At 64.7% G+C, this 23,087-nt stretch carries 22 protein-coding genes; 10 read left to right on the top strand and 12 right to left on the bottom strand.

The genetic code is table 11. The features are described 5' to 3' along the window. The first annotated feature begins 22 nt into the window (after positions 1–22). The 3 genes from AC5V87_RS14115 to AC5V87_RS14105 are packed head-to-tail and all read left to right on the top strand — an operon-like array spanning position 23 to position 4,055. A complete protein-coding gene (locus AC5V87_RS14115) occupies positions 23–1,516 on the top strand; it encodes an AMP-binding protein (RefSeq protein WP_495371331.1) in 1,494 nt (497 codons plus the stop codon). Next, positions 1,513–2,148, top strand: coding sequence for a TetR/AcrR family transcriptional regulator (locus AC5V87_RS14110; RefSeq protein ID WP_456839519.1), 636 nt, complete (start codon positions 1,513–1,515; stop codon positions 2,146–2,148). The genes AC5V87_RS14115 and AC5V87_RS14110 overlap by 4 nt, the downstream gene beginning before the upstream one ends. Continuing rightward, positions 2,145–4,055 carry a flavin-containing monooxygenase gene (locus AC5V87_RS14105; protein WP_495371330.1) on the top strand — a complete coding sequence of 637 codons (1,911 nt, stop codon included), beginning with the start codon at positions 2,145–2,147 and terminating at the stop codon, positions 4,053–4,055. Before AC5V87_RS14110 ends, AC5V87_RS14105 begins: the two co-directional genes overlap by 4 nt. An 8-nt stretch (positions 4,056–4,063) precedes the next feature. On the opposite strand, the gene ald is transcribed toward AC5V87_RS14105, so the two are convergent. Then, on the bottom strand, positions 4,064–5,179 hold the full coding sequence (gene ald, locus AC5V87_RS14100) for an alanine dehydrogenase (protein WP_495371894.1): 1,116 nt from the start codon (positions 5,177–5,179) through the stop codon (positions 4,064–4,066). A 143-nt stretch (positions 5,180–5,322) separates the two neighbouring features. Here ald and AC5V87_RS14095 point away from each other — a divergent pair, with 143 nt between their 5' ends. The 4 genes from AC5V87_RS14095 to AC5V87_RS14080 all read left to right on the top strand — a co-directional run bounded on the left by AC5V87_RS14095 (position 5,323) and on the right by AC5V87_RS14080 (position 10,220). Continuing rightward, complete coding sequence (locus tag AC5V87_RS14095) at positions 5,323–5,802, top strand: Lrp/AsnC family transcriptional regulator (RefSeq protein WP_456839521.1); 480 nt, start codon at positions 5,323–5,325, stop codon at positions 5,800–5,802. Positions 5,803–6,007: 205 nt separating this feature from the next. Next, positions 6,008–7,195 (top strand): cupin domain-containing protein, encoded by a 1,188-nt coding sequence (locus AC5V87_RS14090; protein WP_495371329.1) that lies wholly within the window; start codon positions 6,008–6,010, stop codon positions 7,193–7,195. Between the two features lie 85 nt (positions 7,196–7,280). Continuing rightward, the gene (locus AC5V87_RS14085; protein WP_495371328.1) at positions 7,281–9,638 is read left to right on the top strand and encodes an Orn/Lys/Arg family decarboxylase; all 2,358 of its coding nucleotides are present in this window, start codon (positions 7,281–7,283) and stop codon (positions 9,636–9,638) included. A gap of 6 nt (positions 9,639–9,644) precedes the next feature. Next, positions 9,645–10,220, top strand: coding sequence for a GNAT family N-acetyltransferase (locus AC5V87_RS14080; protein ID WP_495371327.1), 576 nt, complete (start codon positions 9,645–9,647; stop codon positions 10,218–10,220). 3 nt (positions 10,221–10,223) lie between these two features. On the opposite strand, the gene AC5V87_RS14075 is transcribed toward AC5V87_RS14080, so the two are convergent. From AC5V87_RS14075 to AC5V87_RS14065, 3 genes are all read right to left on the bottom strand, one after another. Beyond that, on the bottom strand, positions 10,224–10,433 hold the full coding sequence (locus tag AC5V87_RS14075) for a hypothetical protein (RefSeq protein ID WP_456839526.1): 210 nt from the start codon (positions 10,431–10,433) through the stop codon (positions 10,224–10,226). Positions 10,434–10,563: 130 nt separating this feature from the next. Then, positions 10,564–11,004 (bottom strand): flagellar basal body rod protein FlgC, encoded by a 441-nt coding sequence (locus tag AC5V87_RS14070; protein WP_495371893.1) that lies wholly within the window; start codon positions 11,002–11,004, stop codon positions 10,564–10,566. A 117-nt stretch (positions 11,005–11,121) separates the two neighbouring features. Beyond that, positions 11,122–12,171, bottom strand: coding sequence for a hydroxyacid dehydrogenase (locus tag AC5V87_RS14065; RefSeq protein WP_495371326.1), 1,050 nt, complete (start codon positions 12,169–12,171; stop codon positions 11,122–11,124). A gap of 243 nt (positions 12,172–12,414) precedes the next feature. Here AC5V87_RS14065 and AC5V87_RS14060 point away from each other — a divergent pair, with 243 nt between their 5' ends. From AC5V87_RS14060 to AC5V87_RS14050, 3 genes are all read left to right on the top strand, one after another. Further along, positions 12,415–12,975 (top strand): thiamine pyrophosphate-binding protein, encoded by a 561-nt coding sequence (locus AC5V87_RS14060; RefSeq protein WP_456839528.1) that lies wholly within the window; start codon positions 12,415–12,417, stop codon positions 12,973–12,975. An 8-nt stretch (positions 12,976–12,983) separates the two neighbouring features. Further along, complete coding sequence (locus AC5V87_RS14055; protein ID WP_456839529.1) at positions 12,984–13,580, top strand: thiamine pyrophosphate-dependent enzyme; 597 nt, start codon at positions 12,984–12,986, stop codon at positions 13,578–13,580. A 77-nt stretch (positions 13,581–13,657) separates the two neighbouring features. Then, positions 13,658–14,035 carry a VanZ family protein gene (locus tag AC5V87_RS14050; RefSeq protein ID WP_495371325.1) on the top strand — a complete coding sequence of 126 codons (378 nt, stop codon included), beginning with the start codon at positions 13,658–13,660 and terminating at the stop codon, positions 14,033–14,035. A 37-nt stretch (positions 14,036–14,072) separates the two neighbouring features. Here the strand turns inward: AC5V87_RS14050 and AC5V87_RS14045 are convergent, their stop codons facing one another. The 8 genes from AC5V87_RS14045 to AC5V87_RS14010 form a co-directional block, all read right to left on the bottom strand. After that, positions 14,073–14,456 carry a DUF1236 domain-containing protein gene (locus AC5V87_RS14045; protein WP_495371324.1) on the bottom strand — a complete coding sequence of 128 codons (384 nt, stop codon included), beginning with the start codon at positions 14,454–14,456 and terminating at the stop codon, positions 14,073–14,075. 115 nt (positions 14,457–14,571) lie between these two features. Beyond that, entirely contained in the window at positions 14,572–15,459 is an 888-nt protein-coding gene (locus AC5V87_RS14040; RefSeq protein WP_495371323.1) for a 2-hydroxy-3-oxopropionate reductase, read from the bottom strand. Between the two features lie 11 nt (positions 15,460–15,470). Next, positions 15,471–16,256 carry a hydroxypyruvate isomerase gene (gene hyi / locus AC5V87_RS14035; protein WP_456839533.1) on the bottom strand — a complete coding sequence of 262 codons (786 nt, stop codon included), beginning with the start codon at positions 16,254–16,256 and terminating at the stop codon, positions 15,471–15,473. Positions 16,257–16,265: 9 nt separating this feature from the next. Continuing rightward, complete coding sequence (gene gcl / locus AC5V87_RS14030; RefSeq protein WP_495371322.1) at positions 16,266–18,056, bottom strand: glyoxylate carboligase; 1,791 nt, start codon at positions 18,054–18,056, stop codon at positions 16,266–16,268. A 152-nt stretch (positions 18,057–18,208) separates the two neighbouring features. Next, complete coding sequence (locus AC5V87_RS14025) at positions 18,209–20,011, bottom strand: adenine deaminase C-terminal domain-containing protein (RefSeq protein ID WP_495371321.1); 1,803 nt, start codon at positions 20,009–20,011, stop codon at positions 18,209–18,211. A gap of 121 nt (positions 20,012–20,132) precedes the next feature. Further along, entirely contained in the window at positions 20,133–21,632 is a 1,500-nt protein-coding gene (locus AC5V87_RS14020) for a tripartite tricarboxylate transporter permease (RefSeq protein WP_456839536.1), read from the bottom strand. After that, complete coding sequence (locus AC5V87_RS14015; RefSeq protein WP_495371320.1) at positions 21,632–22,114, bottom strand: tripartite tricarboxylate transporter TctB family protein; 483 nt, start codon at positions 22,112–22,114, stop codon at positions 21,632–21,634. The genes AC5V87_RS14020 and AC5V87_RS14015 overlap by 1 nt, the downstream gene beginning before the upstream one ends. Then, complete coding sequence (locus tag AC5V87_RS14010) at positions 22,111–23,079, bottom strand: Bug family tripartite tricarboxylate transporter substrate binding protein (protein WP_495371319.1); 969 nt, start codon at positions 23,077–23,079, stop codon at positions 22,111–22,113. The genes AC5V87_RS14015 and AC5V87_RS14010 overlap by 4 nt, the downstream gene beginning before the upstream one ends. Positions 23,080–23,087 lie beyond the last annotated feature (8 nt).

Below are 23,087 nucleotides of genomic sequence, written 5' to 3'. Positions count from 1 at the left end.
CCAATCGGCCCGAAACCGCAGCATGATCAACCTTTCGAGCTTCATCGCCTTTCATGCCCGGCGAACGCCGGACCGGCCCGCGCTGAAATATCGCGGCGAGGTGATTTCCTACGCGGCGCTCGATGCGCGCATCGGGCAAGCCGCAGGCTGGCTCGCCTCGCAAGGCATCGGAGCCGGCGACGTCGTCGCCGTGCTGATGAAGAACAGCGCGGCGTTCCTGGAGCTGGTGTTTGCGACCAGCCATCTCGGCGCGGTGTTCCTGCCGATCAATTTTCGCCTCTCCCGCGACGAGATCGGCTATATCGCCGGCAATGCCGGCGCGCGGCTATTGATCATCGATGAAGAATTGGTTGCGAACGCAGCGGGCGCAAAGACCGTCGTTCTGAGCGAGGCCGCGCAACAAAGCGTCACGCATCTCGCGCGCGACGCGGCACCTGTATCCATGAACATCCGCGCGCCATCCGACCTGATGCGGCTGATGTACACCTCGGGCACGACCGATCGCCCCAAAGGCGCGATGCTTTCTTACGATAATTTCTACTGGAAGTCGGCCGACCAGACGATCGCGCTCGGCCTCAGCGCCGACGTGCGTCTGCTCGTCGTCGGCCCGCTCTATCACGTCGGCGCGCTCGACCTGCCCGGCATCGCCGTGCTCTGGCACGGCGGCTTCATCCGCATCGAGCGAAACTTCGAGCCCGAAACGGCGCTCGCCGCGATCGCCGAGGACAAGCTCAACGCCGCCTGGTTCGCGCCTGTCATGACCACCGCAATGCTCACCTGCCCGACCCGCGATCGCCACGACGTGTCGAGCCTGCGATGGGCGATCGGCGGCGGCGAGAAGACGCCGGAGCTGCGCATCCGCGCCTTCTCGGAATTCTTCCGCAATGCGCGCTACATCGACGCCTATGGCCTCACCGAGACCATGGGCGGCGACACCTTTATGGAAGCGGGCCGCGAGATCGAGAAGATCGGCTCGACAGGCCGCGCCATCGCCCATGTCGAGATCGAGATCCGCGACGAGGACGGCAAGGCGCTGCCGCCGAACTTCAATGGCGAGATTTGCCTGCGTGGCCCCAAGATCACGCGTGGCTATTGGAAGGATCCGGAGAAGACCGCCTCCGCCTTTTTCGGCGACTGGTTCCGCAGCGGCGATGTCGGCTATCTCGACGATCAGGGCTTTCTCTACCTGACCGACCGCAAGAAGGACATGATCATCTCCGGCGGCGAAAATATCTCCTCCTCCGAGGTCGAGCGCGTCATCTACGACTTGCCCGAGGTGCGCGAGGTTGCCGTGATCGGCCTGCGCGATCCGCGCTGGGGCGAGCGTCCCGTCGCTATCGTCGTGCTGGCGGAAGGCGCGAGTCTTGGGCTTCCTGCCCTCACCGAACACTGCCGGGCGCGACTGGCGAGCTTCAAGGTGCCGAAACAGCTGATCATCCGTGACAGCTTGCCGCGCAATCCGAGCGGAAAGATCCTCAAGCGCGTGCTGCGCGCCGAGCTGGAGACGTCTGAATGACGCAAGCGAACGCCAAGGTGACCAAGCTGAACCGCGTCGAGCGCAATGCCTGGACCAAGCAGAAGATATTTGACGCTGCGACCAAGGTCGTCGGCAAATATGGCTACGCCGAAGCCTCGGTCGCCCGCATCACGGAAGAGGCCGGCGTCGCGCAGGGCACCTTCTATAACCATTTCGAGAACCGGCAGGAGCTGCTCGACCAGCTCTTGCCGAAGATCGGACTCGACATGGTCGAGTTCATCCGCGCCCGGACCGGCACGGCGGACGCGGCGCGGCAGGAAATTTCGCGCTTCTCCGCCTTCTTCGACTTCATCCGCGAGGTGCCGGAATTCTTGCGCATCCTCAACGAGGCCGAATTCTTCGCGCCCACAGGCTATCAGAAGCACCTCGACAACATCTCGACGGCCTATGTGCGCATCTTGCGTCGCGCACGCGCAGCAGGCGCGATTCACGACTACAGCGACGAGGAATTCGAAGCCATCGTCCACATGCTGATGGGCTCGCGCGGCTATCTCAGCCGCCGCTACTCCTATTCGGAAGGCGGCGTCACCACCGTGCCCGACCACGTTATCTCCGCCTATCGCAAGCTGATGACGCGTGGCCTCTTCACTGCCTCCGGTGACACGCCATGAACATCGCATCTTCCCACAATCCGCTCGACCTCGCCTCGGCCATCGCCGAAGCCGACATCCGCTGCCTGCTGATGGTGCTGGTGCACATGACCGGCGACAAGAAATGGCTGGAGCCGCCGTATCTGCCCAAGCGCGACATCCGCCTCATCCCCGATCCCGAGGCCGGCGTGCCCCGCAATATCCAGGACGAGATCCGCGCCGCCGTGGTCGAGCTGTTTGCCGGCGGGACGCCAAAACCCGTCATCACCGATCCCGGCGAAGAGCTGCTGCTCAGGATGATGCGCGCCTGCCTTGGCGAGAATGTTGCGCCGGAATATGCGCCCCTGATGCGCGAGGAGATGGGTTTTGTGCCGCGCGAGGCACGCTGGACCAAGAGACCCGCGGACGAGAAGCTTGCGGGGCAGCACGTCCTGATCGTCGGCGCCGGCGTCTGCGCCATCGCGCTCGGCGTAGCGCTCGGCCATCTCGGCATCCCCTACACCATCGTCGAGAAGAACGCCGAGCTCGGCGGCACCTGGTGGATCAACCGCTATCCCGGCTGCGGCGTCGATACGCCGAACCATTCTTATTCCTACTCGTTCGGCTCGGGCAATGCCTGGACGCGCTATTTCTGCCAGCGCGAGGAGCTGCTCGGCTATCTGCTCAAGGTCGCGCACGAATTCGGCATCCGCAAGCATCTGCGGGTCAACACGGAGCTGACCTCCTCGCGCTGGGACGAAGGCAAGAAGCGCTGGGTCTCTACGCTGAAGACGAGAGACGGCGAAGAGACCTTCGAATCCACCGCGCTGGTTTCGGCCATCGGCCAGCTCAACGATCCCTCGCGCGCGCATTTCAAGGGCGAAGAGACCTTCAAGGGCACGATCCTGCATTCGGCGCTGTGGTCCGGCGACATCAATGTCGACGGCAAGCATGTCGCCGTGATCGGCACCGGCGCGACCTCGATGCAGCTGGTGCCGTCGATCGCGGGCCGCGTCGCCTCGGTCACGGTCTATCAACGCAGCGCTCAATGGGCGCGTCCGGTGAAGGGTTATTCCGATCCGATCAGCAAAGGCGCGCGCTGGCTGCTCGCGCATCTGCCGTTCTATGTGCAGTGGTACCGCTTCAACATGTTCTGGCGCTATGGCGACGGCCTGTTGCCATTCCTGCGCAAGGACCCGGCCTGGCCGCATCCCGAGCGCGCCGTCAACAAGGGCAATGACCGGCACCGCCAGGAGCTGACTGACTTCATCCTGTCGGAACTGCAGGGACGGCCGGACCTGATCGAGAAATGCGTGCCGACCTATCCGCCCTATGGCAAGCGCATCCTGCTCGACAACAACTGGTTCAAGACCCTGAGGCGGGACAATGTCGAGCTCGTCACCGACACGATCGACCATTTCGACGAAACCGGCATCGTCACCGCCGACGGCAAGCATCGCCACGCTGACGTCATCGTCGTCGCTACCGGCTTCAAGGTCACGGAGATGGCGGCGCGCCTCAACATCATAGGCCGCGGTGGCAAGAATCTGCGCGAGGCCTGGGCCAACGACAATCCGACTGCATTCCTCGGCCTCACGGTGCCTGATTTTCCCAACTTCTTCTGCATGCTCGGCCCGAACTCAGGTCCTGCGCACGGCGGCAGCGTCATCTTCCAGTCGGAATGCCAGAGCCGCTACATCTCCGCCTGTCTCGCCGAGATGATCGAGCACGATATAGCCGCGATCGACGTTCGCCCAGACGTTCTCGACGACTATGTTCGTAAAGTCGATGCCGAGCACGAGGCCATGATCTGGACCCATCCGGGCATGAGTACCTACTATCGCAACGCGAGCGGTCGCGTGTTCTCGGCGATGCCGTGGCGGTTCGTCGATTACTGGCGCATGACGCATGATCCGGATCTGGAGCAGTACCGGCTGACGAAGGGGTAAGTCGCTACTCAGGCCGCGAGCCCACTCCCGACAGGCGCAAAGTCCAGCCCAAGGCTCTCCGCCACGGCCTTGTTGGTGATCCGGCCACGATGCACGTTCAGACCGTTGCGCAGATGCGGGTTCTCCAGCACCGCGGCAAAGCCCTTGCTCGCGAGCATCAGGCCGAACGGCAGCGTCGCGTTGTTCAGCGCCTGGCTCGACGTCACCGGCACCGCACCCGGCATATTGGCAACGCAATAGTGCACGACGCCGTCGACCTCGTAGGTCGGATCGGTATGCGTCGTCGGGTGCGAGGTCTCGAAGCAGCCGCCCTGGTCGATCGCGACGTCGACCAGCACGGCGCCCGGCTTCATGGATTTCAGCATTGCGCGCGTGACGAGTTTTGGCGCGCTGGCCCCCGGCACCAGCACCGCGCCGATCACGACGTCCGCGGCGAACACTTCATCCTCGACCGACTCGATCGTCGAGAAACGGGTGCGGACCCGTCCGACAAAGAGATCATCGAGCTCGCGCAGACGTGGAATCGAACGGTCGATCACGATGACTTCCGCGCCGAGGCCGGCGGCCATGCGCGCCGCCTGCGTTCCCACGACGCCGCCGCCGAGCACGACGACGCGCGCCGGCTGTACGCCGGGCACACCGCCGAGCAGCAATCCGCGGCCGCCCGCCGACCGCTTGAGCGCGGCGCCAGCGGCCTCGATCGCGAGGCGGCCGGCGACTTCGCTCATCGGCGCCAGCAGGGGGAGGTGACCGGCCGCGTCGGTGACGGTTTCATAGGCGATCGCACTACAGCCGGACGCAAGCAAACCCTTGGCCTGTTCGGGATCCGGCGCAAGATGCAGGAAAGTAAACAGAATCTGGCCTTCGCGGAGCTGGACCCACTCGCTTACCTGCGGCTCTTTCACCTTCACGATCATGTCGGACGTGGCGAAGATGTCGCGCGCGCTCGCGGCAATGGCAGCCCCTGCCCGCTCGTACACCTCGTCCGACGCGCCGATGCCGCTGCCGGCACCGGTCTCGACCGCGACCTGATGTCCGGCCGCGACATATTCACGGACCGCACCCGGAGTGAGCCCGACGCGATATTCCTGTACCTTGATCTCCTTGGGCACACCGACGCGCATCTTGAGCTCCCTCGCCATCGCATTGATTCCGTTGTTGATCGTAGCGACGGGGGCGGTTTGGTTTCGTGCAATTATCCGCTAGTTTGGCTGCTTGCGCGCCGGTTTCCGGCGCGGAAGCGCCCTTTCACGCCGGAAACAAAACCTTGGCCCTCGACCGGAAAGATCTCGCTATCCTCGCGGAACTTACCACCAATGCGCGGGCGAGCCACGCCGAGCTCGCCAACAAGATCGGGCTCTCCAGCACGGCGCTGGCGCGTCGTCAGAAAGCCCTTGAGGACGACGGCTACATCCAGGCCTACCAGGCCGCGCTCGATCTTAACCAGTTCGGCCTCACCACCACCGTGCTGGTCCGCATCGCGCTCGAGAGCCAAAGCGACGAGGCGCTGAAGGCGTTCGAGGCCGAGGTGGTGAAATGCCCTTCGGTTGTGCGCTGCTTCCTGATGTCGGGGACCGACGACTACATCCTGATTGTGCTCGCCCGCGACATCCAGGATTTCGAGCGCATCCATCGCACCGAGCTGTCGCGCCTGCCGCGCGTGGCGCGGGTGCAATCGAGCTTCGCGCTCCGCGAAATCGTCAACCGCGCCGTGCCGACGGTGGTGTTCGGCGAAGCCAAGCGCTAGCTGAATCGCCGCCCGCGGCGCGGATCGTGCTGTCAAGCGCACCGCTTCACAGTCGTTTTCATTGCTCAATCAAAGATAATTGAGGCGCCGTCTCAACCCAATGGTTGAGGCGCGGCGGGCGGGTTCATCAGACCCAGATGATGGCGCGGAGGCGTAGAGGCTTCGCGGGTCCGTTTCATGCAACCATCTGATATTGGGGTCTTCGATGTTCGAATCCAGCCGCCGTCTCTTCATTCAATCTGTTGCCTTCGGTGCCGGCAGCCTCGGCGCTGCCAAATCCGCGATCGCGGCTCCCGATGGACATGCCGCGGGCTACGATGTCGCTCCGGCGGCGGACTTCCTGAAGACGATCCCGCGCAAGTCCGGCGATCCCGTCGTGTTCACGGCCTCACTCGACAAGGGTCCGATCAAGGCCACCTCCGGAGGCTGGGCGCGCGAGGTCACGACCCGCACCCTCCCGCTCGCGACCGGCATTGCCGGCGCGCATCTGTTCGTCAATGCCGGCGGCGCCCGGGAAATGCATTGGCACAATTCCGCCGAGTGGGCCTATGTCGTCGACGGCCATTGCCAGGTGACGGTGGTCGATCCTGAAGGCCAGCTCGAGATCGTCAATCTCGCGCCCGGCGATCTCTGGTTCTTCCCGAAAGGCCACAGCCACGCCATCCAGACGCTGGGGTCTGCCCCCTGTCACGCCATCCTCGCCTTCGATGATGGGCTCTATTCCGAGCATGGTACGTTCGGGATCAGCGACTGGATGAGCCGCTACGACGCCCCCACGCTGTCGCAGGCATTGGGTGTCTCCACCGATATCTTTGGCGCCAATCCGAAGGCCGAAACCTACATCATGCAGGGCGAGGTGCTGGCGCTCGATGGTCCGCAGGCGAAAGTCGCCCGCGCGCTCGACCGCGACCGCACCCACCGTTTCCCGCTGACGTCGCAGAAGCCGCGGGTGAGCACGGCCGGCGGCCAGCTCTACGTCGCCTCGGCCAACGAGTTTCCGGTGTCGAGCACCATGACAGGGACGGTGCTGAAGCTCAAACCCGGCGCGATGCACGAGCCGCATTGGCACACCGATGCCAATGAATGGCACTACGTGCTGAAGGGGCGCACGCGCGTGACGCTGTTCGCATTCGACAAGCGTGTTGCGATCGCAGAACTCTCGTCCGGCGAATGCGCCTACGTCCCCGCCAATTGCGGACACTCGATCCAGAACATCGGCAACGAGGACGCCGAGGTCGTCGGCGTGCTCGACAGCGGCACCTATCACGAAAGCAGCCTCGGCGACTGGCTGGCCAAGGCGCCGCGCCACCTGCTGGCCAACAATTTCGGTGTTCCCGAGGCAGCCGTGGCGAATTTCGGACGAAAGCGCATGATCATCGCCGCCGCGAACTGACCGGGTTCGTCGCGCGCAAGCCGCCGTCATATAACTGTCATCGAATGTGCAGAGACCTGTCCGTCTCGCACATTCGGGACACGCCATGGACTATTTCAAACGCTTCAACTTCCTGTTCGCCGCACCTGCATTCGACGCCGACGACCTCGAGGGCCTCCGCTTCAACCAGATCATCGAGGAGATCCAGCGCTCCGGCTTCGAGGTGGTCCGGGCACGCAAGCTGGAAGACGCCGAGATCGCGGTACAGACCGATGCCGCGATCGGCTGCATGGTGGTGGACTGGGGCAAGAAGGGCCTGGAAGGCAGGACGTCGGCCCTGATCAACCTGATGCGGCGCCGCGGCCTCGACTTCCCGATCATTCTCTTGATCCGGCGCAAGCGCTTCGAGGACCTGCCGGTCGAGGTGCTCGACTTCATCGACGGCTACGTCTTCCTGTCCGAGGAGACGCCGACCTTCATCGCCAGGAACCTGATCAGCCGGCTCAAGCAATATGCCGAGACCCTGAAGACACCGTTCTTCGGTGCCCTCGTCGACTATGCCGAGGAAGGCAACCAGCTCTGGACCTGCCCGGGGCACAACGGCGGCGTGTTCTACAACCGCAGCCCGATCGGCCGGGTCTTCGTCGAGCATCTCGGCGAATCCGTGTTCCGCGACGACCTCGACAATTCGGTCCTCGATCTCGGCGACCTCCTCACCCATGAGGGACCGGCGCTGAAAGCGCAGAAGGAAGCCGCGCAGATCTTCGGCGCGGAAAAAACCTATTTCGTTCTCAACGGCACCTCAACCTCGAACAAGGTCGCGCTCGGCGCCCTCGTTACCGACGGCGACCTCGTGCTGTTCGATCGCAACAACCACAAGGCCGCCCATCACGGCGCGCTGATGATCAATGGGGGCATCCCGGTCTATGTCCCCAGCGTCCGCAACGCCTGGGGCCTGATCGGCCCGATGCGGTGGGACATGCTCGATGAGAAGGCCTTGCGCGAGGCGATCCGCAACCATCCGTTGGTGACCGACAGGGACGCCTGGCGCAAGGAGCGGCCGTTCCGCGTCGCCGTGGTCGAGCAGTGTACCTATGATGGCTCGATCCACAGCGCCGAGATGATCCTGAAGCGCATCGGCCATCTCTGCGAATACATCCTGTTCGACGAGGCCTGGGCCGGCTTCATGAAATTCCATCCGCTCTATGCCGGCCGCTTTGCCATGGGGCTGTCGAACCTCCCTCCTGAGGCGCCCGGCATCATCGCGACGCAGTCGACCCACAAGCAGCTCGCGAGCTTCTCGCAGGCCTCGCAGATCCACATCAAGGACCGCCACATCCGCGGCCAGAAGCGTCGTGTCGAGCACCGCCGCTTCAACGAAAGCTTCATGCAGCACGCCTCGACCTCGCCCTTCTACCCGCTGTTCGCCTCGCTCGACGTCGGCGCGCAGATGATGAAGGGTCGATCCGGCGAGGTGCTGTGGGACGACACGATCCGCCTCGGCATCGAGCTGCGCAAGAAAGTCCGCGCGATGCGCCGGGAGTTCGAGGAGAACGAGCAGAATCCGGATCGGCGCTGGTTCTTCGAACCCTTCGTGCCGGATCGCGTCGCCATTCCCGACGTCGGCCGGCCCGGCACCGCGCATAACGTCGCCTGGGAGTCGCTCTCCACCGACGAGCTCGCCACCAATCCCGCGCTCTGGCAGCTCTCGCCCGATACAAACTGGCACGGCTTCCCCAATCTTACTGAAGGCTTCGCCATTACCGACCCGAACAAGCTGACGCTCCTCACCCCCGGCTTCGACCGCGCGACCGGTGCCTATGCCGACCACGGCATCCCCGCGCCCGTCCTCGCACAATATCTGCGCGAGAACCGCATCGTCCCCGAGAAGAACGACCTCAACTCCCTGCTCTTCCTGCTCACCCCCGGCGTCGAGGCGAGCAAGGCCGGCACGCTGATCTCCGGCCTCGTCGCCTTCAAGAAGCTGCATGACGACAATGCGCTGCTGGCCGAGGTCATCCCGGAGTTCTACCAGCGGCGCCAGGCGCGCTATGCCGGCGTGCGGCTGCGCGACCTCTGCGCCGACATGCACCGCTTCTTCCGCGCCGCCGACGTCAGCGCGCTCCAGGCCCGCCAGTTCATGCCCGAGCATATGCCTGAGATCGCGATGTCGCCCCGTGATGCTGCGCGCTATTTGTTCAAGAACGATGTGGACTATCTGCCGATCGAGGCGATCGCGGGCCGCATCGCCACCACGCCCTTCGTGGTCTACCCGCCCGGCATCGCCACCATCGTGCCCGGCGAGCGGCTGACGGAACGGGCCAAGCCCATGGTGGATTATCTCAAGATGTTCGAGACCTGCTTCAACACTTTCCCGGGATTCGACGTGGAAATCCAGGGCGTCTACAAGGAGATCGATGCGCGGGGCCGCATCGGTCTCTATACATACGTCGTTGCCGAGTAGGTGCCGATGAACGAGACAGCTGTGCGCGCGAGTGACGAGCCTGTCCTGGTCAGGCCGTCACGCGAGAGCGATGTCGAGGCGATGCTGGCGATCTATCGCCATCACGTCCGCAATGGCGTGCCGCGCGACGTCGAGGGAACCGGCGCGCCCGAGCCTGACGATTTGCGCGACCGCCGCAAGAACCTGAAGCAGACCCGCCTGCCGCACCTTGTCGCGACCTTTCGCGGCGAGGTGGTCGGCTATGCCTATGCGGTGCTGTTCCGCAAGCGGCCGGCCTATCGCTACACCGCCAAGCACTCGATCTACGTCCACCACGAGCATCTCGGCCGCGGGGTCGGGCGGCTCTTGCTCGGGGAATTGATCAACGCCTGCGCTGCGGCTGGCTTCCGCCAGATGATCGGCTATATCGATGCCGACAATGCGCCCTCGCTGGCACTGCACGAGAAGTTTGGCTTCGCGCGCGCCGGCCTGCTCTGCGGCGTCGCCTATCGCCACGGCCGCTGGTCCGACACCGTCATGGTGCAGCGCTCGCTCGGCGCGGGCGCAACCTCGCCGCCGGCGCTCACGGCACCTGGACGCTAAACCTCAGGACGGATAGTCAGCCGGTCTGACCTGGATGCGGTCGGCATGCAACGACCAGTGAAGCAACGCCTGGTCCTTGCAGAATTTTGCTTTCGCCCGCTCCTTGGCTTCGTTCTCATCGCAGGCATCGACCTCGAGGGTGCCCTGGCAAACCTCGATCTGCCGGCCGTGGCCGAGCACGTCCTTCATGAACCTGACGACATAAGTGGACATCGGACCTCCTGCCTGCCCCGGCGGCACTCTAATCCCATTTAGGCCGGATTGGGGAAGGAGATTTTGACGCGGATCAAGGCCGGCGACGGTTCCCGTCGCCAAAGGAGGCCTCGAAACGATCCGTCAGCGATCACGTCTTGATATCGAGGAGTGTGTCTTCGGTCTCGGCGTAGGCTTGAATGACCTTCGCATTGGCAATGAAGCTGTACTTTGCGGTCGCCACCTGAGCGAACTCGTTGGCCAGATCGACGTTCGGCGCGGCGACCAGGCCCGCCTGATTTGCGAAGGGAGCGCTCGGGTCGGATTGCGCGGTATAGCTCGGCGAAACCGCCGATACGGTCGCGATCGTCCCGCCGGGCGCCGAGCCGCTCGATTGGGCGACCTGATCGACGCGCAGCGGCACATAAGCGGCGGGATACGTCGGAGCAATGCCCGAGCTGGCCGATGTGCTCGATCCGCCTGATACGGGGAGCGGCCCGATCGTGTTGACGTTGGCGATATTGCTGGCGGCCACGTTCACGCGAAGGCTCGCCGCCGAAAGTCCGGATGCCGCAATCGAGAGTATGCTCATGCATCCTGATCTACAGCACAAGTCATGCGCGTTCATTCACGGCATCGGTAAAATCCGCTGCTTTTTGTTTTCAGCCTCGTAACCAACGATCGGAGCGCAATCCCATGAGCGCGCCGCCTACCCCGGCGTCACGCCAAAAGCCTGCTTGAAGCGCTCGGCATAGCGCGGCCAGACCTCGGGATTGATGATGCGCGGCGGGCGCTTGCCGTCGAGCGTCTCCAGCACCTGCTCGGCGGCGATGCGGCCCATGTTCTGACGCGCCTCGACGGTGACGCCGGCGGTGTGCGGGCTCGCCAGCACGTTGTCGAGCTGGAGCAGCGGATGCTCCGGCGGCGGCGGCTCCTTGGACCAGACGTCGAGACCGGCGCCGGCAATGCGCTTGTCGCGCAAGGCCTGGAGCAGCGCGTCCTCATCGTGGATGAAGCCGCGCGCCGTGGTGATGAAATAAGCGTGCGGCTGCATCAGCGCGAATTCGCGCGTGCTGATCATGTTGCGGCTGCGCTTGTCCAGCGGGCAGGAGATCGAGACGAAATCGGCGCGGCGCAGCAGTTCGTCGAGGTCGACCTTTTCCCCGCCGCGCTCGGCCATCACTTCGGCCGTCAGATACGGATCGTAGGCCAGCACCTTCATGCCGAACAGGCCGTTGCACAGCGCGGCGATGCGGCGGCCGACATTGCCGAGGCCGATGATGCCGACGGTCTTGTGCTCGATCTCGTTCCCGACGAGTTCATTGCGGTTGACGTTGGACTCCCTGCGGAGCCTGCGGTCGGACTGGATGATGCGCTTGGACAGGGTCAGCATCATCGCCAGCGCGTGCTCGGCCACGGAATGGGCGTTACCGCCGGACTGGTTGACGACCAGCACGCCCGCATCGGTGCAGGCCTCGACGTCGACAGGGTCGAACCCCGCGCCGTTGCTGGAGACCAGCAGCAGGTTCGGCGTGCGCTTCAGAAACGCGGCGTCGACATGGAAATGCGGCGCGAGCTCGTCGCGGGCGGCGCCGATCTGGTAGACATGGGCCGCGCTCAGGATCGGGGCGTAAAAGTCCTCGGGGCTCTCGTTCTCGATGCGATCGAGCCGGACGTCGGGGCGCGCCTTCAGAATGTCGATATAGATCGGATTGGCCAGATATTTGACGTAGAAGACGCGCTTGCTGTTGACGGACATCAGGACCCTTCCGGCTCTCTCATGGAGACCCGCAAGGCCCGCGCAATGCTTACCCGGTCCATGCGTCCCTCCCGTTTCTCATGGCTGCCGCTTATGCCATGGCGGTGCCGGCCACGGCAGGCCGTCTGGCGCAGATCACGGTGCCGGGCCGGGCATGTTGACAATCCCGCTGCCTGGGTCAAGTTCGGCAGACCGCCGCGACGGCCAGAACCAACAAGCATGCGCGGCTCCGGGGAGAACGCAATGGCGACTGCAGAACAGCAGGCCCAGGCAGCACAGGCGCCCAGCGACAAGAGCTGGCACGGCATCGTCCTGCAGACCCTGAAGCGGAACGAGATCAGTCTCATCCCTTACGTGCCCGATCGCGTGCTGACGCCGCTGATCAAGAATTTGCATGCCGATCCCTTCTTCACCACCTTCGCCACCGCTCGCGAGGAAGAGGCCGTCGGCATCGTCTCCGGCGCCTGGATGGGCGGACGGCGTGGCGCGGTGCTGATGCAGACCTCGGGCTTTGCCACGCTCGCCAACGTGCTTGCTTCGCTCGCGGTGCCCTACCAGATCCCGCTGATCATGTTCGTGTCCGAGCGCGGCACGCTCGGCGAGTTCAACTACGGCCAGTCGCTGGTCTGCCGTACCATGCGCCCGGTCCTGGACTCGCTCGCCCTCGAGCACCACACCATCACAAGGCTCGACGAGCTCGAGTTCATCGCCGACCGCTCGATCAAGCAGGCCGTGACCACGCAGGCGCCGGTCGCGCTGATCCTCAACCCGCTGCTCACGGGCGGCAAGGTTTTCGACAAGTGAGCGCCGCCATGGCCACGCGCAACACCAAGATCATGAACCGCTTCGACGTCACCTCGCGTCTGATCGCAAAGCTCGAGCACGAGGAAGCTGTGATCGGCGGCATCGGCAATACCAATTTCGATCTCTGGGCTGCCGGCCATCGCCCGCAGAATTTTTACATGCTGGGCAGCATGGGCCTCGCCTTCCCGATCGCGCTTGGCGTCGCGCTGGCGCAGCCCGACCGCCGCGTCTTCGCGCTCGAAGGCGACGGCTCGCTGCTGATGCAGCTCGGCGCGCTCTCGACCATTGCGGCGTTGAAACCCAAGAACCTGATCATGATCGTGATGGACAACGGCATCTACCAGATCACTGGCGCGCAGCCGACGCCGGCTGCGAGTGTGGCCGACATCGTCGGCATCGCCACCGCTTCGGGGCTCGCCAACAGCGTCTGGGCCGCGGACGAGGAGGATTTCGAGCGCCTTATCGACGAGGCGATGTCGCGCTCGGAGCCCAGCCTGATCGCGGTGCGCATCGACGACAAGCCGGGCGTCGGCACCACCCGGCGCGACCCCGTACAGATACGGGAACGTTTCATGCACGGCCTCGGCGTACGCGAGCCGCTTTAACGTTCCGTCATTAACTACACAGCGATCTGATCCATATCGGGTAACAAGCTGTTGCCAATCCGTGCTATCGGCGCCGGATGTCCATTCTTGTTCGCCTGTTTGCCTGGGTTCTTGCGGCCGCCGTCACCTTCGCGACCCTGGGACCGCCGACCCTGCGGCCGCATTCCGATCTCGGGCAGGACGGCGAGCATGCTCTCGCCTTCGTTCTGATCGGACTGGCCTTTGGACTTGCTTACAGGAATCGCCGCGGAGCCGTTACCGCCATCGCGGTGGTCCTGATCGGTGTGCTCGAGCTGATGCAATTCTGGGCACCGGGACGGCATGCTCGGCTGGAGGATTTCCTGGTCGACGCCGGCACGGCCTGCATCGGCTTTGCGCTTGCCGCCGCAGCCGATTGGGCGCTCGCGCGCATTCGCGCAACTCCGGCCCTGACAGACCGACGCCCCGCGGAGTGATGCTCCGCAGGGCGCGGCTCTTCTGCCTTCTGATCGATCAGTCGATGATCTTGATCACGCGGCGCGTGCGCGGCTCGACGATCACGCGGCGATCGTTCACGACGGCATATCGATATTGGGTGTAGTTCGGCACCGGCCGCAGCACCACGGTCGGGGGCAGCGGCTCGCCGACCACAACGCGCTCATGCACCACGACGGAATCGTCGCGCGGAATGCCGCCAAGCACCGCATTCGGAATTTCGAGGCCCGCGCCAACAGCCGCGCCGACGGTGCCGCCGACCATCGCGCCGATCGGACCGCCGATATCGCCGCCCGCACGCGCGCCGTTCCTCGCGCCTTCCTCGGTCGTCGACTGGGCAAAGGCTGCGCTCGACGCCAGCACCGACGCGGCAGCCAACGTAATCGCAAGACGGGTCTTCATGTGCTTCAGTCTCCAGTGATTGCGTGTGCGTCTTCAACCGCGGGGCCGGATCATTGTTCCGGTTCCCCTGCGACGAAAGGCGGATCACATCCGAAGACTGTTACCGCGTAACATTTCAGGCCGCCGCGATCTCGTGCCCCGCCATCAGTTCCAGCGCCCGCACCATCGCGGAGTGATCCCAGGCCTTGCCGCCGTGCGCCGTGCAGGACGAGAACAATTGCTGCGCCACCGCCGTGCTCGGCAGCGACAGGCCGAGCGAACGCGCGCCTTCCAACGCGAGGTTGAGATCCTTCTGATGCAGCTCGATGCGGAAGCCGGGCTCGAAATTGCGTTTCACCATGCGCTCGCCATGCACTTCGAGAATCCGCGACGAAGCGAAACCGCCCATCAGCGCCTTGCGCACCAGCGCCGGGTCGGCGCCGGCTTTCGATGCGAACAGCAGCGCCTCGCTCACCGCCTCGATCGTCAGCGCGACGATGATCTGGTTGGCGACCTTGGTGGTCTGGCCATCGCCATTGGCGCCGACATGGGTGACGTTCTTGCCCATCTTGTCGAAAACCGGCTTCATCGTGCCAAAGGCGCGCTCCGGCCCGCCGACCATGATGGTGAGGCTCGCGGCTTTCGCGCCGACCTCGCCGCCCGACACCGGCGCGTCGAGATAGTCCGCGCCGAGCGCCTCGATCTTCTTCGCGAATTCCTTGGTCGCAAGCGGTGAGATCGAGCTCATGTCGACGACGATCTTGCCCTTGGAGATGCCTGCCGCGACGCCGTCCTCGCCGAACAGCACGGCCTCCACATGCGGCGTATCCGGCACCATGATGATGACCGCATCCGCTTCCTCCGCGACCTGCTTTGCCGATTTACAGGCGATGCCGCCGGCAGCGATCAGTTCGGGGGCAACGGGGGCGACGTCATGCAGGAGAACGCGATGGCCCGCCGCAAGGAGATGGCCGGCCATCGGCCGTCCCATGGTGCCAAGTCCGATGAAGCCAATGTCGATCATGTCCAGATTCCTCAGGTCTCAAAAGTCTGCGCCGCGTGCCAGGACAGGCCTTCCAACGTCGTGGTGCGGGGCTTGTATTCGCAGCCGATCCAGCCGCGATAACCGATCGCGTCGAGATGGCGGAACAGGAAGGGATAGTTGATCTCGCCGGTGCCGGGCTCGTTACGGCCGGGATTGTCGGCGAGCTGGATGTGCGCGATCTGCGACAGATACTCCTGCATGGTGCGGGCGAGATCGCCTTCCATGATCTGCATGTGATAGATATCGTATTGGACGAACAGATTGTTCGACCGCACCTCGGAGATCAGCTGAACCGCCTGCTCGGTACCGTTGAGGTAGAAGCCCGGGATGTCGAGCGTGTTGATCGGCTCCACAAGCAGCTTGATGTTCTCCCGCGCCAGCGTCGAGGCGGCGAAGCGCAAATTGCCGACCAGCGTCTCCTGAAGCTCGCGCGGATCGGCGTCCGCAGGCGCAATGCCGACGAGGCAGTTGAGCTGGTCGCAATCGAGTGCCTTGGCGTAGTCGATGGCGCGGAACACGCCATCGCGGAACTCGCTAGCGCGATCGGGCATGATCGCGATGCCGCGCTCCCCGCCGGCCCAGTTGCCTGCAGGCAGATTGTGCAGCACCTGGGTCAGGCCATGGGCATCGAGCTGCTCGCGCAGCTGCGCCTTGTCGAAATCGTAGGGGAAGAGATATTCGACCCCAGAAAAACTCGCCGCCTTGGCCGCAGCGAAGCGGTCGAGGAACGGCATCTCGTTGAAGAGCATGGTGAGGTTGGCGGCAAATTTCGGCATGACTCTCCCCTACTCTGCCGGCTGCAGCACGCCGGTGCGCGTCGTTTCGACCTCATCGAGCGGCAGGTCCAGCACCTCCTCGAACTCGACGATGTTGTCGATCTCGGTCCCCATCGCGATGTTGGTGACGCGCTCAAGGATGAACTCGACCACCACGGGCACGCGGTGCTTCGCCATCAATTCACGCGCAGTGGCAAACGCAGCCTGCGTGTCCTTGGGGTCGGTGACGCGGATCGCCTTGCAGCCGAGGCCTTCGGCGACGGCGACATGGTCGACGCCGTAGACGCCGATCTCGGGCGCGTTGATGTTCTCGAAGGAGAGCTGGACATGGTAGTCCATGTCGAAGCCACGCTGGGCCTGACGAATGAGGCCGAGATAGGAATTGTTCACGACGACATGGATATAGGGCAGATTGAACTGAGCCCCGACCGCGAGCTCCTCGATCAGGAACTGGAAGTCGTAGTCGCCGGAGAGCGCGACGATCTCGCGATCCGGACAGGCCGCGCGCACGCCGAGCGCCGCCGGCAGCGTCCAGCCGAGCGGTCCCGCCTGCCCGGCATTGATCCAGTTGCGCGGCTTGTAAACGCCGAGGAATTGCGCGCCGGCGATCTGCGACAGGCCGATCACGGTGACATAGGTGGTGTCACGGCCGAACGCCTTGTTCATCTCCTCATAGACGCGCTGCGGCTTGATCGGGACGTTGTCGAAATGGCTCTTGCGCAGCATGGTCTTCTTGCGATCGCGGCAGGCTGCGGGCCAGGCCTGGCGCTCGCGGAGCCTGCCTGACCGGCGCCACTCCCTGGCGACGGTGACGAAGAGTTCGAGCGCAGCCTTGGCGTCCGAGACGATGCCGAGATCGGGATTGAACACGCGGCCGATCTGGGTCGGCTCGATGTCGACATGGACGAATTTGCGGCCCTTGGTATAGGTTTCGACCGAGCCGGTGTGACGGTTGGCCCAGCGATTGCCGATGCCGAGCACGAAGTCGGATTCGAGCAGCGTCGCATTGCCGTAGCGGTGGCTGGTCTGGAGGCCGACCATGCCGGCCATCAGGACGTGATCGTCTGGGATCGCGCCCCAGCCCATCAGCGTCGGCACGACAGGGACGTTGGCGATCTCAGCGAATTCGACCAAGAGGTCCGACGCATCGGCGTTGATGATGCCGCCGCCCGCGACGATCAGCGGACGTTCGGCGGCGTTGAGCATCTCCAGCGCCTTCTCGACCTGCTTGCGGGTCGCGGCGGGCTTGTAGACCGGCAGCGGCTCATAGGTCTCGTCGTCGAACTCGATCTCGGCGAGCTGCACGTCGAGGGGCATGTCGATCAGCACCGGTCCCGGCCGACCCGAGCGCATCACATGAAACGCCTGGCTGAACACGCGCGGCACCAGCGCCGGCTCGCGCACCGTCACCGCCCACTTCGTCACGGGCTTTGCGATCGATTCGATGTCGACGGACTGAAAATCCTCCTTGTAGAGCCGCGCCCGCGGCGCCTGGCCGGTGATGCAGAGGATCGGGATGGAATCTGCGATCGCCGAATAGAGCCCGGTGATCATGTCGGTGCCGGCCGGCCCCGAGGTGCCGATGCAGACGCCGACATTGCCGGCCTTGGCGCGTGTATAGCCTTCGGCCATGTGCGAGGCGCCCTCGACATGGCGCGCCAGGATGTGGCGGATCGACCCGCGCTTCTTCAAGGCCGAGTAAAGCGGATTGATCGCAGCTCCGGGAATGCCGAAGGCAGTCGAGATGCCTTCCTTCTCCAGGATACGCACGGCTGCATCGACGGCTCGCATCTTCGCCATATCGGACCTCGCTTTGGCTTAAGTCGGCGAGCGAGATCATCAGATGCGCGGAAGCCGATCTCAACGAGATCGATTTTATTTTCCACGATGCGGTAGCCGTGGGAAAAATTCGTCTGGTTCAAGCGCTTAGATCGAGAAATGCATGAAAGAAATCACTCGAACAACGGCGCCAGCTCCATCTGAGGCACCAGTACCAGGCCCTTATCGGTGATGCGAATTTCCGGAATGACCGATAGCGGAATCAAATTGAAGCCCATGTAGGGAATGGTGCAGCCGGCCTCGGCCCATTTCTTCTTCAGCGCCTTCACCTCTTCGGCGACTTCGGTGACTCGCTTGTCGGAGAGCAGGCCAGCGATCGGCAGCGGGACTAGCGCCCTCACCGTGCCGTCGGCGACGACACAGACGCCGCCCTGCTTGTCCTTGATCGCCGCGATCGCGACTTGCATGTCTGGTTCATTTGTTCCGGCGACGATGATGTTGTGGCTGTCGTGCCCGACGCTGGAGGCGACAGCGCCGCGCTTTAGGCCAAAATCCTTGAGCAGGCCATGGGCGACGTTGCCGGGCGACTTGCCATGGCGCTCGACCACCGCGACGAAGCAGAGACCGTGGCGCGCGAACAGCGACGGCCAATCATTTGCGGGCTCGATCGCCACTTTCTCGTGGATCAGCGTGATGCCCGGCAGTGCGGTCTTGATCGCGTTGACGGTGCAGGCCTTCGCAGGAAGCTCGGGCGTCAGCTTCATCGTCGCTGGCAGTTTGACGGTCGCGTAAGCCGCCTTCGGATATTGGTAGCGCTGCGACAGCGCCTGATCGAGGCGATCCGTGATCTTGCCGTGCTCGACCACAAGCTCGCCGCCATACCAGGTGCATTGCGGCTTGAGCTGATCGTCCATCAACACGAGGTCGGCGCGGCGGCCGCCGCCGAGGCCGCCGATATCGCCCTCCATGCCGAAGCGTGCGGCGCCGTGTTGCGAGCCCATCGACCAGGCCTGCTCCGGCGACATCCCAGCCTTCACCGCTTCGCGCACCACCCAGTCGAGGCCGAACAGAAGCAAATCGTCGGCATCGCGGTCGTCGGTGCACACCGCGGTGCGCTTGTGCGAGGCGCCAAGCTCGGTGATCGTCCGGATCGCCTGCGGCAGCGAATGCCAGGGCGTGGTCGGCGGCCCGCCGCGCAGGAACACCCAGACGCCCGCGTCGAGCAGATCGTCGGCGATGTCGCGATCGATTGCCTCATGGGTGTCGGTGACACCGGATGCCGCGTAGGCCGCGACGAATTCGCGGCCGTAGACATGGCCGGACACCGGCCGCCCGCGCTTCAACGCTGCTGCGAGGATCGCGTGGCTGCGCTCGTCGCCCATGGTGACAGGCACAAAGTCCATCTTCTCGCCGAGTGCGACCGCCTCGGGCCAGCGATCGAACAAGCCGGCGATCTTGTCCGGCGTGAGATCGCCACCGGCGGTCTCGAGCTCGGCCGAGGTCGCCGGGACGGTGCTCGGCACCGTCAGAAAGATCGACAGCGGCGCCTCGCGCGCGTCCTCGAGCATCGCCTCGACGCCGGCGACGTCCATGACATTGCCGATCTCGTGGCTGTCGCAGAAGATCGTGGTGGTCCCGTTGAGCAGCGCTGCCTCGGCATAGGCGCAGGCCGTCACCATCGAGGATTCGATGTGGATGTGCGGATCAACGAGGCCCGGCGCGATGATGCCGCCGGCGGCGTCATAAGTCGCGATGCCGCTCCAGGCTTTGTTCGCCGTTCCGGCCGGCCTCACCGCCGCGATGCGGCCGCCGCTAATCCAGACCTCGCGGCCCGCATGGATACGCTCCGAATAGGTCGAAAGCACCCGCGCGCCCGTGACGACGAGATCCGGCGCGGCACGCGCAGAGGCGACGTCGGCAAGACGCCGCGTCATGCTATGCAGCGGCGCGACGGAAAAGCGGGTGAGTTTGGCCATCGGAGCTCTCGTTTGACGGGCACAGCCCAGCGATGGTTGCGCGGCGCAGGCGGCACGGGCAACTCAAATAAAACGGCATTCCTGCTTACGCATTAGGCAAGCGCGCCTGATAAGGGTTCCGCTAATCTTCGTTCGCCTTAAACCGGCCGAGCCCCTTCAGCACGAACGGCGCCAACAGCGCGATCAGCGCGACGCCGAGCAGCGTCGCCGAGATCGGGCTCTGGACCAGCGTCATGGGATCGCCGAGGCTGATCGCGAGCGCACGGCGGAGCTGGCTCTCGGCGATGGGCCCGAGGATCAGGCCGACGACGACGGGTGCGATCGGGAAATCGAACCGCCGCATCAGGAAGCCCAGCACGCCAAAGCCGGCCAGCATCGACAATTCCACCACCGAGGGCTTTGCCGCGATCGTGCCCATGGTCGCGAAGACGAGAATGCCGGCATAGAGCCAGGGCTGCGGGATTGCGAGCAGTCGCACCCACAGGCCAACCAGCGGCAGATTGAGCACCAGCAGCATCATGTTGGCGATGAAGAGACTGGCGATCAGGCCCCAGACCAGATCGGGCCGCTCGGCAAACAGCAGCGGCCCCGGGTTGAGGCCATATTGCTGGAAGCCCGCCAGCATCATCGCGGCCGTCGCCGAGGTCGGAAGGCCCAGGGTCAGCAGCGGCACCAGCGTGCCGGCGGCCGAGGCGTTGTTGGCGGCCTCCGGCCCAGCGACGCCTTCGATCGCGCCCTTGCCGAACTCCTCGGGGTGTTTGGTAAGACGCTTCTCGGTTGAATAGGACAGAAAGGTCGGGATCTCGGCACCGCCCGCCGGCAGCGCGCCGATCGGGAAGCCGAACATGGTGCCGCGCAGCCACGGCTTCCACGACCGCTTCCAGTCTTCCTTGGTCATCCACAGCGAGCCGCGCACCGGCTCGAGCTTCTCCTCGGTATGGTGACGGCGCGATGCGACGTAGAGCGCCTCGCCGACCGCGAACAGGCCGACCGCGAGCGTCGTCACCTCGACGCCATCGAGCAGCTCGGGCACGCCGAACGCAAGCCGCGCCTGTCCGGTCAACTTGTCGATGCCGACGAGGCCGAGTGTCAGGCCGATGAACAGGCTGGTCAGGCCGCGGACCGGAGAATCGCCGAAGGTCGCCGACACCGTGACGAAGGCGACGCACATCAGCGCGAAATAATCCTCGGGGCCGAAGCGCACGGCGAAATCGACCAGCCATGGCGCGAGGAAGGCGAGCCCGATGGTGGCGATGGTGCCGGCGACGAAGGAGCCGATCGCGGAGGTCGCGAGCGCCGGCCCGCCGCGACCGGCCTTGGCCATCTTGTTGCCTTCGAGCGCGGTCGCCATCGAGGCGCTCTCGCCGGGCGTGTTGATGAGGATCGCAGTCGTCGAGCCGCCATACATCCCGCCGTAATAGATGCCGGCGAACATGATCAGCGAGCCGCCGGGGTCGAGCTTGTAGGTGACGGGCAAGAGCAGCGCGACCGTCAGCGCCGGGCCGATGCCGGGCAGCACGCCCACGGCCGTGCCGAGAAATACGCCGATGAGCGCATAGAGCAGGTTCATCGGCTGGACGGCGACCGCCATGCCGTGGGCCAGCGCGGCAAAAGTGTCCATCACAGCAGTCGCTCCAGCGGGCCGGCGGGAAGGCTCAGCGTCAACAGGCGGTCGAACGCCAGATAAATGAGGGCCGACATCACGAGCGCGATGATGCTGTCGACCAGGATGGCGCGGCGCCCGAACGCGGCCGACGTCGTCACGAACAGCGCCGAAGTGGCCAGGATGAAACCCCCGCCGAAGCCGATGATGGCGATCAGCAGCGCAAGGCCAACGAGGATCAGAACGACCGGTACCGGATCGGCGCTCTCGCGCGCCGGCAGGTTGCCGCGCAGCGCGTCGATGAAGTTGCCGATCGCCAGCAGCGCAAGGCCGGTGGCGACCACCACCGGCATCGCCTCCGGTCCCATGCCGTACATCGCGGCGGATTGCAGGCCGCGCGCGTCCCAGACCAGCACCGCGGCGAGACCTGCGAGAAGTGCAGCGATGACGATGCCGGCCCGATCGACGCGCCGCGGCTGGGCGGGGTCGCCTGAGGTCATGATTTGACGAGGCCGACCGACTTCAGCACGTCAGTGACGCGCACGATTTCCTGCTTCAGGAAGTCGGCGAAGGCGTCGCCGCTGAGATAGGCATCCTCCCACCCCTTCTGCTTGAGGATCTCCTTCCAGGCGTCCGACTTGACCATCTTCTCGACCGCGTCACTGAGCGTCTTCTTCTGCTCCGGCGTGATGCCAGGAGGCGCAACGACCGAACGCCAGTTGGCGATCACGAGATCGATACCCTGCTCCTTGAAGGTCGGGATGTCGCTGCCCGCGATGCGCTTCTCCGAGGTGAGACCGATCGCACGCAGCTTGCCGGACTTGATCTGTCCTTCATATTCGCTCAGGCCCGAAATGCCCGCGGTGACCTTGCCCCCGAGGATCGCGGCGAGCGATTCGCCGCCGCCGGAGAACGGGATGTAGTTGATCTTCTTGGCGTCGGCGCCGACGGCGCTTGCGAACAACGCCGCCATCACATGGTCGACGCCGCCAGCCGAGCCGCCGGCGAAGGTCACCTTGGCGATGTCGGCCTTCACTGCGGCGGCGAGATCCTGCGCGGTCTTGATCGGCGAATTCGCGGGCACCACGATCACCTGGATTTCCTCGGTGAGGCGCGCGATCGGCGTCACCTGATCGAGTGTCACAGGCGACTTGTTCATGGCGAGCGCACCGACCATGACGAAGCCGTTGACCATCAGCTGGTTGCCGTCGCCCTTGGCGCCGTTGACGAACTGGGCGATGCCGACGCTGCCGCCGGCGCCGGGAACGTTGGTGACCTGCACGCTGCGCGCCACGCCCGAGGCGACCAGCGCCTGCTGCATCGAGCGCGCGGTCTGGTCCCATCCCCCGCCCGGGGCTGCCGGCGCCATCAGCTTGAGCTCGAGCTGCTGGGGGAAGGCCGGGCTAGCTGCCGCAAGGGTCAGCGCGACGGCTGCGCCGACAAGGCGCGCGGGGAATTGAAACATCAGTGCAG

It is taken from the genome of Bradyrhizobium sp. SOJA106, from assembly GCF_059448745.1.
This window is presented reverse-complemented; position numbering and strand designations above follow the sequence as displayed.